Source organism: uncultured Thermosynechococcus sp. (assembly GCF_938074695.1).
Lineage (GTDB): Bacteria > Cyanobacteriota > Cyanobacteriia > Thermosynechococcales > Thermosynechococcaceae > Thermosynechococcus.
This window is the reverse complement of record NZ_CALJEM010000076.1, coordinates 1-12582: the sequence shown is the minus strand read 5'-3', so window position 1 is coordinate 12582 and position 12582 is coordinate 1. Positions and strand designations below refer to the sequence as shown.

Here is a 12582-nt window from a genome sequence, read left to right as displayed (position 1 = left end):
GCAACTTTACCTACGCAATGTTCCTAAGCAAATGATGATGCTCCTTGAGCTGACAAGCATGGATAAGGTCTTTCAAATTGTTTCCACCCTTTAATTTCCATTTAGTCAGCTTCCCCGAAGAGAAGCAAGAGCGTCCTTGATATAGCCTCTCCCTGAGCGGATTGCAACCCCCTGTTCCGAGGGATCCCTTGCAAGGGAGGGGTAAATTATTTTCTACGACATGACTAAAAATGCTCAAACCCACTCCCAGACAGACTCCGAGGGATTCAACGCAAGATTCAAAGTTTGCGCCACTTCAATGGATCTGTCGGCGGAGAAAATTCTGGCTCAGGGGATACGGTTATCTGGCGACCAGTTGTGAGCCTACAGCACTGGCCAGTTGTTCGAGCATCGTAACCGTTGTGGCAAAGTCCACGCAGGGATCTGTAATGCTTTGGCCATAGACTAATTGTGAGAGATCCTGGGGAATTGGTTGATTCCCTGCCTTGAGATGGCTTTCGATCATTACTCCCGCCAGATAACGGGAGCCTTGCTGCACCTGCTGGGCGAGGTTCTCACAGACAACTACTTGACGCTGGGCATCTTTGGCGGCATTGCCATGGCTACAGTCCACCATCAGCCGAGGGGTCAGCCCTTTACGCTCTAGGAGTGCAGCAGCCATCTCGATGTGGGCAGCAGAATAATTGGGGCCGTCTTTGCCGCCCCGCAGCACCAGATGGGTATCGGGATTCCCGGTGGTGGCCACAATACTGGCCCGGCCTTCGGCGTTAATGCCCAGAAAGTGGTGGGATTGACGGGCGGCAATCATGGCATTAATGGCTGAGTCCAAGTGACCATCGGTGCCATTTTTGAAGCCCACGGGCATCGAGAGACCTGAGGCCATTTGACGGTGGGTTTGGCTTTCAGTGGTGCGTGCCCCAATGGCGGTCCAACTGACAACGTCGGCAATGTACTGGGGAATAATCGGGTCGAGTAATTCTGTTGCGGCGGGCATCCCTAAGTTGGCCAAATCCAGCAATAGCTTGCGCGCCAAGCGGAGGCCGGTATTGATGTCATAGCTGCCGTCGAGGTGCGGATCGTTAATCAATCCCTTCCAGCCCACCGAAGTTCGCGGTTTCTCGAAATAGACCCGCATGACAATTTCCAGACTGTCTTGCAGGCGATCGCGCACCTGAGCTAGTTTTTCGCCGTATTCTAGGGCAGCTTTGACATCGTGAATCGAACAGGGTCCCACAATCACCAGGAGTCGGCGATCGCGCCCCTGGAAAATGTCACGAATGCGATCGCGGGTCGTGGCCACAAGGGTAGCTTGGGCTTCCGTCAGCGGCAGATCCGCCAGCAGCGCAGCAGGCGTCAGCAAAGGTCGCGTCTCAACAACGTGCAGGTCAAACGTTTGCGGCATGGAGTAGCAATCAGCACTTTTTTCATGATAACTCTCTAACTGCGGTTCGCACGCCACAGGAGGGGAATTGCCACTGCCAAACCAATGCCGTGGGGCAACCACGCTGCCACCAGGGGGGAAAGTATCCCCATCTTGCCCAGGGCACCGAGAAAAAATGTGAGCACGTACTGACCAAAGACCACTGCCACGCTAATGCCAAATCCCTGTCGTCCCCGTCGTTGGGAAGGACTGAGGCCGAACCCCACCCCTAAAAGGGCAAAGACTACAGCCAAAAAGGGCTGAGCCTGGGATTGAGCCAAATGAACCTCCAAGGCACGCACCAGTTCTGGCTCTCGATTGGGATCGAGACGTTGCAGCGCACGGCGTGCTTGGGTAATAGAGAGTTCCTCTACATCGGTGGGTTGCAGTTGTTGCGATTGGGCAGGCCGAGGCAAACGGATCTCCTGTTGGTCAAATTTCAACAGATTGCGGCTGACCCCTGTGTGGCTAATTAAATAGGCCACCCCCTGAGAAAGTAACCAGCGGCGCTCACGCCCATTCCACTCAGCGGCTTCAGCACTAATGACCTGAGTCACCTGCGGTTGCGAAAAGTCTAAAACCGTGATCCCCTGAATGCGGCTACCATCAAAGCGATGCCCGTAATACAGTCGCCGCACATCGCCGTCGCGATCGTACTCCGGGTAGAAAATATCGGTGCCTGAGCCGAGGGTACGCTCCTGCTGCTGTAGCTCCCGCATGAGTTTTTGGGATTCAAATTTGGCGATCGGCACTGCAATTTCATTGAGCGCTAGGGTTAGGCCGCTCACACACAGGGCAAAAACCACCACCGTTACAAGCACACGACGCAGACAAATCCCCACACTGCACAGGGCAATCCACTCCCCCTCCTCCGAGAGCTGACTCATTGCTCCCACAACCGCCAGCAGCACCGCCATCGGAAACACCAAGACCAAGACGGTAGGTAGTTGATAGCCAATCAATTGCAACAAGATCGTCAAGGGCAGTTGCGCATCGGCAATTTGCCGCACTAGATCAAAAATCGTGCTTACGGTCAGGGCAAGGGTTGCAAAGACAGCCACCCCCAAAACAAACCCCGGCACCAGTAGCGAGAGAAGATACTGATCTAACTTGGGGAGGGTCGGCATCCAGAAGTGCCGCTGTGCTCTAACCATGCCTAGAAACGAAAATCCTCACCGAGGTAGTATTGCCGCACTTTGGCATTCTGTGCTAATTCCCAGCTATTGCCTGCAGCCAAAATCTGCCCTTCCCGCAGAATATAGGCGCGGTCAATAATTTGCAGCGTTTCCCGCACGTTGTGATCGGTAATGAGAATGCCTATCTGGCGATCGCGCAGTTTAGCAATTATCTCCTGTAAATCATGCACAGCAATCGGATCCACCCCCGCAAAGGGTTCATCAAGGAGCAAAAAGCTAGGCCCTTGGGTTCCTGCCGCTAAGGCACGGGCTAATTCCGTGCGCCGCCGTTCTCCCCCTGAGACTTGCCGACCAAGGGTGTGGGCAATGTGGGTGAGGCGAAATTCCGTCAGCAGTTGATCCAAGCGATCGCGCCATTGGCGTCGTGGCACCCCCGTCTCTTCTAAAACCAAAAGAATATTTTCAGCCACCGTCAAGTGGCGAAAGATGCTCGGTTCTTGGGGCAAGTAGCCAATGCCCCGCCGTGCTCGCTGATGTAGAGGCGCATGGGTAATCTCCTCGTCATCCAGCCATACTCGCCCGTAATCTGGTCGTTCAATCCCTGTGGCAATGTAAAAGGTTGTCGTTTTGCCAGCACCATTAGGTCCCAACAGACCGACCACTTCCCCCCGTGCCACCGAGAGACTGACGTGATCGACGACCCAACGACTGCCATACCGTTTGCATACACCCTCTAAACGCAGCGTAGCGGGTAACGCAGACCGTCTATTGGGGCTGCACAGATCCAAGAATTTGCTGGTTAGGGTCATCGCGAATCATTAGGATGGCTTCAACTTGGCGGCTGGGGGCAGGCAGGGCAACGAATTTGGCCTCTGAGATAAGGTAAGTGACAGTTTCAGCGCGGAGACTGTTCCCCTGTTGCAAAACGTACACATTGCCACTGAGGACAATGCGACCCTCGCGGCTAAAGTATTGAGCCTGTGCCGCACTGGCCTGAATTTGGCGGGCAGGATAGCGCAACTGCACATTGCCCCGCGCTGTAATCACCCCCGTCACTGCGTTTGCCTGTTGAACATCCGCCAAGATGGTGAGTGCTTGGGTAGGCGGTTCTTGGGAATCTGCCGCTTGCCAAAATAAAGGTACCATTGCCAACCCTACTCCCACTGTACCCAGTGCCAAAAGGCGAGAGGGCCATCGGGAACAAGATTGCAACATTTCCTTATTCTCCGCCACAATGTCTTTATCCTAGTGGATAAGGGAAAATTTCCGCAAAATGCCCGTTTATTTCTACTGGGGGGAAGATGAGTTTCGACTAGAGCAAGCCGTTAAGGCCCTGCGGCAACGAGTGGTGGATCCCCTATGGGAGAGTTTTAACTTCGAGAAATTTGCCGGGGAGGACGCTGCAGCCGTTCAAGCCGCCTTGGCACAGGTGATGACGCCACCCTTTGGCGGGGGCGATCGCTTGGTGTGGCTGGTGAATACAACCCTTGGTCAACGCTGTAGTGCAGAGCTACTTGCAGATTTAGAACTCACCTTGCCGCAAATTCCCCCGAACTGTCACTTGCTTCTTACCAGTCCTCAAAAACCCGACAGCCGCAGTAAAGCCGTCAAGCTACTGCAAGAGTATGGCCAGATTCAGGAATTTAGTCCGATTGCCCCTTGGAAAACCGCCGAGATTGAACAGCAGATCCGTGAAGCGGCTCAATGCTATCAACTGCACCTCTCCCCTGAGGCAGTCCAGCTCATTGCAGAAGCCGTGGGTAACGACAGCCGCCAACTGCACAATGAATTAGAGAAATTGGCCTTATTTGCGGGCGATCGCCCCCTTACCGCTAAGGACATCACAGCCCTAGTTCATGCTACTCAACAAAGCAGCCTCATCCTTGCCAGTACCCTCCTGCGCGGGGACACTGCCACAGCCCTCAGCCAACTAGAAGGCCTGCTGCAACAAAACGAACCGCCTTTGCGCCTCCTAGCGATTCTAACGAAACAATTTCGCACGTGGTTGTGGGTCAAGTTGCTCAGCCATGAGCGGGACAATCAGCGCATTGCCAAGCTTGCCGAAGTCGGCAACCCAAAACGGGTCTATATTCTGCAAAAGGAAGTCAATGCCGTTCCTCTGCCTGCCCTTCAAGCCTGTTTGCGGATTCTCTTAACTACAGAGTACCAGCTTAAGCTGGGAGCCGAGCCAGTGACCACCCTGCGCCAGGGAATGATTCAACTTTCCTTAGCCTGTTCACGACGTTCGTGGGGCGATCGCTCTGGCGGCGGCGAGAGCTGACTGGGGGGAAGCCGAGAGGGCTTACGACTAGGACGGTTCCACGTTTGCCATGCCGCCTTTACCCCAGCAAAGACACTACGGGTGGTAACTTTTGCCTCCTGAACCTGCCGTTTTGCCGCTGCAATGCCTTGATCCACCTGCTTAATCACATTCCCTGCCCTTTCTACTCCTTGGCTAATGTCATCCGTGAGATCGCTAATCTCCAAGCCCGTCAAGCGAATGGCTTCCAATGTGGGCGGTAGCTCGCGCCCCAACGTATCAAAAAGCTTTTCAGCACTGCGGGCAGCCCGTGCTAACTCTATAAATGCCGGAATTGCGGCAACCAAAACGGCTGCCAAGCATACGGCCACTAATACCAGTGACACTGCCAACCAAAAAATTGGTTCTGTCACGTTGGTTCGTCCACTGCGTCCTGCGGGGATGTGTCCCGATACTATCACGAGTTCCCCAAGGGCAACAGTTAAAAGAATCACGCCTAGGGTCAGCGCCCACCAAAGAAGATCAGGCTACAGTTCTTTTATGCCCAAAACCAAGCGCGCCTAGCAGGTTTGCTACAATTGCTGTGCAAGTATTAGTTGCCGTTGCGTTGCTCAATCTATGCAATCACCTTCAACAAGGGGGTAACAATACCTTAGTTTGTGGCGTTCTTGCGTGATCTGTTCATCGTTGTACTGATTGTTTAGGACTATTTGCCGTGGGCACTGAATTCCATTCCCATTCTTCCCCTTCTCTGCATTCTCACCCCCATCACCACAGTGAGGAATCGCTGCGGGCGATCGTCAATCGGCTGTCGCGCATTGAAGGGCACGTGCGTGGCATTAAAGCGATGGTGCAGGACAGTCGTCCTTGTCCAGAGGTATTGATTCAAATTGCCGCAGTGCGGGGAGCGTTGAACCGGGTGGCACGGCTGATTCTCGATGAGCATTTGAATGAATGTGTGACTCATGCCGCTCAGGAGGGACGCATTGATCAGGAGCTAGCAGAACTCAAGGCTGCCCTTGATCATTTTTTGGGATAATGGTTTGGGGTAGCCTAAATAATGCCAATGCCTGCTGTTATTGTGATCAATTGGGTACTAGGAGTCATCCTCGCCGTTTTGACGTTGATTTTTCTTGTGCGTATCATCTTCACGTGGTACCCCCAGGTTAACCTCACGCAAGGACCATTGAAAATTATCTATTGGCTCTCAGAGCCGGTTTTGGCACCCACTCGCCGCATTGTGCCGCCTTTGGGGGGGGTGGACATTAGCCCCATTATTTGGCTAGGCATTGTCACGCTCCTGCGGGAATTGCTTGTGGGACAGCAGGGACTGTTGTTTCTCTTGTTTCCACCGGCCTAGTGGAGACGACAACACCCCTCAACCCGAAGCCATTTCTCAAGTGGGCCGGCGGCAAGTCTCAGTTGCTGAGCCAGATAGCTCCCTACTTGCCCCCAGAATGCCGCTGCTATACCGAGCCATTTTGTGGCAGTGCGGCGCTCTATTGGTATCTCTTTAGCCAAGCGCAGCGAGGGCAGTTTCAGTTTCGGCAGGCGCGGTTGAGCGATCGCAACGCTGAACTCATCAATTGCTACCAAATTGTGCGCGATCGCGTTGAGGACTTAATTGGCCAGCTCACCGAGTATCGCCAACAGCACAGTAAAACCTTTTATTACTACATTCGCAGCTTAAATCAGCAGCAACTGGATCCCCTGACGCGGGCAGCTCGGTTTATCTATCTCAATAAGACCTGTTTTAACGGTCTCTATCGCGTCAATCGTGCAGGGCAGTTCAACGTTCCCATGGGGCGCTATGCCAATCCCCAGATTTTTGATCCTGAGACGCTGCGGCAAGCCAGTCTTGCCTTGCAAAACGTGACCTTGAGTGTGGCGGATTTTCAAGAGGTCTTAACGTGGGCAACGGCGGGGGATTTTATCTACTTCGATCCCCCCTATTATCCCCTTTCTAAAACTGCCAACTTTACCAGTTACACCGATCAGCCCTTTGGCGAGGCTGAACAGATTGCCCTGGCCCAGGTGGTAGAGACGCTAGCGCGGCGGGGATGCTACGTCATGGTCAGCAATGCATGGGTTGAACCCGTGCTGCAACTATATCAATCTTGGCGCTGTATTGAACTCAAGGCCAGCCGTGTAATTAACTCCAATGCGCATAAGCGGGGCAAGATTAGTGAGCTGCTGGTTGTCACCTATCGCTGCTAAGGTTGCTGCTCAAGCGCTCTAGGCTCATTCGGGAAAGTACTTGCCCCGTGTAGAGACCATGACTGCACCCCGTTCCCGAATCAAGTCCTTGGCTGCCCGTTCTAGACGGTAGCCAAAAAAGAGGGGGCGAATTTCCTCAGAAGCCTCTACTTGAGCCACAAGGTTCAAAAATCGCTCTACTTCTGATTCTGTGATGTTACTTTTGACTTCTCCCAAGACTAGTACTGGTTGTCCCTGCACTTGGCCACGAATCACTAAATCAAACTCATATTGCCCATTGCGCAGGGGTAGGGTGTCGCGATCGCAAAATTCAATTTCCATCCCCCAGCGGTACTCAAGAATTTCCGGCACCACTTCCAAAGCCAAGTCTTCTAAGGAGCCGCCGAGGGCTTCACTCAGACCGCCCACCTGCCGCGCCAGTTGTCTAACTGCCCTTTCTGTCCGTTCTTGAGCTGCAGAAAGTCTATCTACCGCAGCAGCTAGCTGATCCACCCGCTCTTCGGTGCGTTTTTGCGCCGCCGCTAATTCTTCAACCCGTTCTTCGGTGCGTTTTTGGGCTTGAGCTAGCTCTTCAACTCGCTCTTCGGTACGCTTTTGCGCCGCCGCTAATTCTTCGACCCGTTCTTCGGTGCGTTTTTGGGCTTGAGCCAGATCGGCAACAATTGCTTTCAGCTCATTAAAGTCTTTGGCCTTGACGACATCGTCATAGGCCTCACGAATTACTTCTGCCAGTAGATGTGCCTGCTCGGGACTAAAGGCAGCCCGTAATTTTTCTTCTAAAGCAGAGGTCATTGTATTTCAAATCACCAATAGTTTCATTGTAATGCTTGGCCAATTGCACTTGTGAGCTGTGGTTAGACTATAAAGCATCAGGTGGTTTGAGGACAGCGTTATGGTGAAAGATGGGTTGCGCTACTGGCCGCTAGGTGTTGCCCTCCTTTTAGGGGTGCGTCTTGAACCGGTTAAAGCAGCAGAGATGTCACTCCCCCGAATTAGTATGGCAGAGGAGGAGTGGATGGCTCTCAGCAAAGAAGACGCCTTTGCCCAAGCTCGCCTACCACAATCTGAAGGCTCGGCTGTCGATCTATTGCCGCCGCCACCAACGCCACCGGCAAAAGTTGCCCCTGCTATAGAATCTCCTGCCTCTCTACCGACGAGCACTGAGGTCAAGGGAGATGCGCCAGTCCTCCCCATAGAACCTCCACCGACAACGGCTGACAATTCCTTAGAGACCCCGACAACAGGGGAAATAATAACAGCAGAACAGGCAGCCCAAGAGGGGCGTTTAGCGCTTTTGCGGGAGGGCGATCGCCACTGGCAATCAGGAGACTTTACCACTGCCCAAACCTACTACCAAAAGGCCAAACCTGACCTAAACTTGCCACCTCCTCGCGTCACACCCCCAGCTGTACAGGAAATCAGTCAACTGCCTCCCGCTGCCCAAGTCTATTGGCGCGAAGTTCAAGGCGGCTCCCAACTCTACAGTGCCCAAGCCGTACCACTACAGCTTTTGGTGGAGCAGTTTCCAGAGTTTATTCCCGGCCAAGTGCGCTTTGCCGAGTTTCTCGTACAGCAGGGTTCCCTCAAAGAGGCCTATGCCCACCTCGAACAAGTTGCCAGCCTTTATCCCGATCAACCTGATATTCATCGTACCCTCGTCACACTCTACGATCGCCAGCAACAGTGGCTGGAAGCCGCACTCGCTGCCCAACGCTTTGTCCTGTTGAATCCTGACCACCCCGCCACCCCTGAATTTCAGCAATTGGCTGCAGAGCGAATGCAACGCTTCCGTCGCCGTCTTCAGGGGCAGTTGCGCGAAGGGATGATTGTCGGTGCCCTTACTGGATTGGTGGGTGTGGCTGTCACGGGCAATCCCCTCCTGTCTTTGGACTCGATTCAAATGATGGCCTTGATGATGCAGGGGGAATCTGCCCTCGGTCGTTCAGTAGCCCGGCAAATTAGCCGCCAAGTCAAGCTGCTTGAAGATGCTAAGGTTCAAGCCTATGTCAATGAAATCGGACAGCGTCTGGCCAAAGTAGCAGGTCGTCATGAGTTTGAGTACGAGTTTTTTGTTATCAAAGATAACGATCTCAATGCCTTTGCCCTGCCGGGCGGTAAGATCTTTATTAACACGGGTGCAATTCTAAAAGCCAATACAGAAGCAGAATTGGCCGGCTTACTTGCCCACGAAATGGCGCACGCGGTGCTCTCCCACGGCTTTCGCCTAATGGTGCAGGGCACAGCCACTGCCAACTTGACGCGGTTATTCCCCACTGGCGGCTACGTGACAGGGTTGCTCGTGACTCGCTATAGTCGGGAGATGGAGCGAGAGGCAGATATTTTAGGAACACGCATCCTAGCACGGGCAGGTTATGCTGCCGATGGCCTCCTCAATTTAATGCATACCCTCAAGAAGGAATACCGCAATCAAGAGCCACCCCTGCCATGGTTTTCCACGCACCCGCCGACCGATGAGCGGATTCGCTATATCCGCGGTCTGATGCGCGATCGCGGGTACACCCCCTTTGCCTTTGAGGGGGTCGAACGGCATCAACAGATTCAAGCCCATCTGCGCACCCTAGTGGATCCGCCCAATCCCAAAAAGTCCAAACGGGAGACGGCCAAAACACTGCAATAGCTCAGCATGATCTGAATGTCCAAATATTGTTTTCAAACTCTTGAGTAGGAATCCGCGTTTCTCGCCCTAGGGGAAGAGTACTGGGATAAAGTACAAGTGGCAGCCTTGCCACAACTCTTCAGTTAATGCAGGCATGAAACAACTGCTTTGCTTGAGTAATGGTCACGGTGAGGACGCGATCGCCAGCTCGATTTTGCAGGCCTTGCAGCACCAGTGTCCAAACCTAGACTTGATGGCATTGCCCTTGGTGGGCTTAGGGGCTGCCTATACGCGGCTGGGAATTCCCCTCCTCCACCGCGGCAAAAGCCTTCCCTCTGGCGGCTTCATCTACATGGATCTGCGCCAGCTATGGCGAGATCTCGGCGCAGGCTTGCTGGGACTTTTGGGGGAACAGGTTTGTGCCGTCCAGCGTTGGCAACGATTCTCGGCAGGGCATATCTTGGCCGTTGGTGATATTGTGCCTCTATTGCTGGCCTATGGTACGGGGGGAACCTATAGTTTTATCGGCACTGCTAAGTCTGACTATTACCTCTATGATGCGATGGGGCATCCTTATCGTTGGGGCATGGGTTGGGCGGGAAGTGACTACCTGCCCTGGGAGCGATGGTTGTGGCGATCGCCCCGCTGTCGAGGTGTTTTTGTCCGCGATGCCCTGACCGCCAAGAACCTCCAGCGACTAGGGTATGCCGTCCACTACTGCGGCAATCCCATGATGGATTTGGTGATGCCGCCACCTGTCCCTTCTCCCTTTACTGAGAAAACAATTGTGTTGCTGCCCGGTTCCCGTGCCCCTGAAGCCTACCGCAACTGGCAACAAATTTTGCGGGCAGTGACACCCTATCAAGATCGGCCGCTGATCCTTCTTGCCGCTGTGAGTCCAAGCCTTGACTTACATCCTCTTGAGCAGCGCCTTGAGGGTTGGCAACCTATCCCCAGTCCATTACCCCAGACCAAGGCATGGCAGTTGGGTCAACACCAACTGATTTTAAGTTCACACCACTTTCGTGAATTTCTACATTGGGCAGAAGGAGGCATTGCCCTCGCCGGAACGGCCACAGAGCAGTGCGTTGGCTTAGGGAAACCTGTGGTCACGTTTGCCGGTGCAGGCCCCCAATTTACCCGTGACTTTGCCACTCGCCAAAAGCGTCTTCTCGGAGACTCGATTTTCTTACTCGATGATCCTCAAGCAGCCATCCCCACCCTCTGCAAGATTTGGGAAGATTCGGCCTTACTGGCGCGAGTTGCTACCAATGGTAAAGAACGCATGGGCGAACCTGGCGCCAGCGATCGCATTGCCGCACAACTCTTAAAAACCCTCCGTGATTAAGTCCTCACAAAAAAAGACCCCCATCGATATAGATGGGAGTCAAATCCTAATGAATTAGAGATTAGCGACTGACCCTAGTCAAGGCTAGGCATTGAGAGAACGGGTTCAGATTTGCGGTCAATCCCCTTCTCAAAACCAGCCGCCGCCGCACGGGCACGACCCGCGTGCCACAGGTGACCCACCAAGAAGAAGAAGGCCAAGACAAAGTGGGAGGTGGCCAGCCAAGAACGGGGCGACACAAAGTTCACCGAGTTGATTTCAGTGGCCACACCACCCACCGAGTTCAACGAACCCAAAGGTGCATGGGTCATGTACTCAGCGGCCCGACGCTCTTGCCAGGGCTGAATATCATTTTTGATCTTGTTGAGGTCAAGACCATTGGGACCGCGCAACGGCTCTAACCAAGGACCGCGGAAATCCCAGAAGCGCATTGTCTCACCACCAAAGATGATTTCACCTGTGGGAGAGCGCATCAGGTATTTACCCAGACCTGTGGGACCTTGAGCCGAACCCACGTTCGCACCCAGTTTTTGGTCACGGATCAAGAAAGTCATTGCCTGAGCTTGAGAGGCTTCTGCACCCGTAGGACCATAGAATTCACTGGGATAGACCGTGTTGTTGAACCAGACAAAGCAGGTGGCAATGAAGCCCATCATCGACAGGGCGCCCAGGCTGTAGGAAAGATAGGCTTCCCCAGACCAGATGAAGGCACGACGTGCCCAGCCAAAGGGCGTTGTTAGAATGTGCCAGATGCCACCGGCAATGCAGATCAGGCCAACCCAAATGTGGCCACCGACCACGTCCTCAAGGTTGTTGACGCTGACAATCCAGCCCTCGCCCCCAAAAGGAGACTTCAGCAGATAGCCAAAGATCACCCTGGGGTCAAGGGTGGGGTTGGTAATGACACGGACATCCCCACCACCGGGTGCCCAAGTGTCGTAAAGACCCCCAAAGAACATGGCTTTGGCTACCAATAAGAGGGCACCAATGCCAAGGACGATCAGGTGGAACCCCAGAATCGTCGTCATTTTATTTTTGTCCTTCCAGTCGTAGCCGAAGAAGGGGAAGTATTCCTCTAGGGTTTCAGGGCCACGAATGGCATGGTAAACCCCACCAAAGCCCAAAACGGCAGAGGAAATTAGGTGCACGACCCCAACCACAAAGAAGGGGAAGGTGTCCACGACTTCACCGCCAGGGCCAACCCCCCAGCCAAGGGTGGCAATGTGGGGGATGAGAATCAGCCCCTGCTCATACATTGGCTTTTCAGGAATGAAGTGAGCCAACTCAAACAGGGTCATGGCACCGGCCCAGAAAACTATCAGGCCGGCGTGGGCGACGTGGGCACCCAAAAGTTTACCGGAAAGATTAATCAGACGAGCGTTACCGGCCCACCACGCGAAACCGGAGGAATCTTGGTCGCGATTGGTGGCAAAAATCGAGTTACTAGAGAGCGTTACCACGGGGGAGTACCTCTTCTGGGAAGACAAAGTTTTCATGGGGTTGGTCTTGGGGCGCCATCCAAGCACGGATGCCCTCGTTCAACAGCAGGTTCTTCGTGTAGAACGTCTCAAACTCAGGGTCCTC

The 12582-nt window shown here is 53.8% G+C and carries 13 protein-coding genes and 1 pseudogene; 6 read left to right on the top strand and 8 right to left on the bottom strand.

Annotation, left to right across the window (positions count from 1 at the left end):
• Positions 1–340 precede the first annotated feature (340 nt).
• The 4 genes from Q0683_RS10415 to Q0683_RS10400 are packed head-to-tail and all read right to left on the bottom strand — an operon-like array spanning position 341 to position 3702.
• A complete protein-coding gene (locus tag Q0683_RS10415; protein ID WP_298616028.1) occupies positions 341–1402 on the bottom strand; it encodes a 3-deoxy-7-phosphoheptulonate synthase in 1062 nt (353 codons plus the stop codon).
• Between the two features lie 35 nt (positions 1403–1437).
• On the bottom strand, positions 1438–2547 hold the full coding sequence (locus Q0683_RS10410; RefSeq protein ID WP_298977601.1) for an LptF/LptG family permease: 1110 nt from the start codon (positions 2545–2547) through the stop codon (positions 1438–1440).
• 29 nt (positions 2548–2576) lie between these two features.
• Entirely contained in the window at positions 2577–3365 is a 789-nt protein-coding gene (lptB, locus tag Q0683_RS10405; protein ID WP_298977599.1) for an LPS export ABC transporter ATP-binding protein, read from the bottom strand.
• Positions 3322–3702, bottom strand: coding sequence for an LptA/OstA family protein (locus Q0683_RS10400; protein ID WP_298977597.1), 381 nt, complete (start codon positions 3700–3702; stop codon positions 3322–3324). The genes lptB and Q0683_RS10400 overlap by 44 nt, the downstream gene beginning before the upstream one ends.
• A gap of 127 nt (positions 3703–3829) precedes the next feature.
• On the opposite strand from Q0683_RS10400, the gene holA reads away from it, so the two are divergent.
• On the top strand, positions 3830–4837 hold the full coding sequence (gene holA / locus Q0683_RS10395) for a DNA polymerase III subunit delta (RefSeq protein ID WP_298977595.1): 1008 nt from the start codon (positions 3830–3832) through the stop codon (positions 4835–4837).
• On the opposite strand, the gene Q0683_RS10390 is transcribed toward holA, so the two are convergent.
• Entirely contained in the window at positions 4774–5229 is a 456-nt protein-coding gene (locus Q0683_RS10390) for a hypothetical protein (protein WP_298616567.1), read from the bottom strand. The two genes, holA and Q0683_RS10390, sit on opposite strands and share 64 nt — an antisense overlap.
• A gap of 302 nt (positions 5230–5531) precedes the next feature.
• Here Q0683_RS10390 and Q0683_RS10385 point away from each other — a divergent pair, with 302 nt between their 5' ends.
• From Q0683_RS10385 to Q0683_RS10375, 3 genes are read left to right on the top strand one after another with little or no spacing between them, the layout of a single operon-like run.
• On the top strand, positions 5532–5855 hold the full coding sequence (locus tag Q0683_RS10385; protein ID WP_298616569.1) for a metal-sensing transcriptional repressor: 324 nt from the start codon (positions 5532–5534) through the stop codon (positions 5853–5855).
• Between the two features lie 27 nt (positions 5856–5882).
• The gene (locus Q0683_RS10380) at positions 5883–6176 is read left to right on the top strand and encodes a YggT family protein (protein WP_366142508.1); all 294 of its coding nucleotides are present in this window, start codon (positions 5883–5885) and stop codon (positions 6174–6176) included.
• The gene (locus Q0683_RS10375) at positions 6176–7033 is read left to right on the top strand and encodes a DNA adenine methylase (RefSeq protein ID WP_298616573.1); all 858 of its coding nucleotides are present in this window, start codon (positions 6176–6178) and stop codon (positions 7031–7033) included. Before Q0683_RS10380 ends, Q0683_RS10375 begins: the two co-directional genes overlap by 1 nt.
• 24 nt (positions 7034–7057) lie before the next feature.
• Here Q0683_RS10375 and Q0683_RS10370 read toward each other — a convergent pair whose 3' ends face one another.
• On the bottom strand, positions 7058–7825 hold the full coding sequence (locus Q0683_RS10370; protein WP_298617412.1) for a hypothetical protein: 768 nt from the start codon (positions 7823–7825) through the stop codon (positions 7058–7060).
• A gap of 100 nt (positions 7826–7925) precedes the next feature.
• On the opposite strand from Q0683_RS10370, the gene Q0683_RS10365 reads away from it, so the two are divergent.
• Positions 7926–9671 carry a M48 family metalloprotease gene (locus Q0683_RS10365; protein ID WP_298977591.1) on the top strand — a complete coding sequence of 582 codons (1746 nt, stop codon included), beginning with the start codon at positions 7926–7928 and terminating at the stop codon, positions 9669–9671.
• Between the two features lie 133 nt (positions 9672–9804).
• Entirely contained in the window at positions 9805–10998 is a 1194-nt protein-coding gene (locus tag Q0683_RS10360) for a lipid-A-disaccharide synthase-related protein (protein ID WP_298977589.1), read from the top strand.
• Positions 10999–11072: 74 nt separating this feature from the next.
• Here Q0683_RS10360 and psbC read toward each other — a convergent pair whose 3' ends face one another.
• A complete protein-coding gene (psbC, locus tag Q0683_RS10355) occupies positions 11073–12458 on the bottom strand; it encodes a photosystem II reaction center protein CP43 (protein WP_298977587.1) in 1386 nt (461 codons plus the stop codon).
• Positions 12442–12582: pseudogene (locus tag Q0683_RS10350) on the bottom strand (photosystem II protein D2); the annotation flags it as partial. The pseudogene Q0683_RS10350 and the gene psbC, both read right to left, overlap by 17 nt.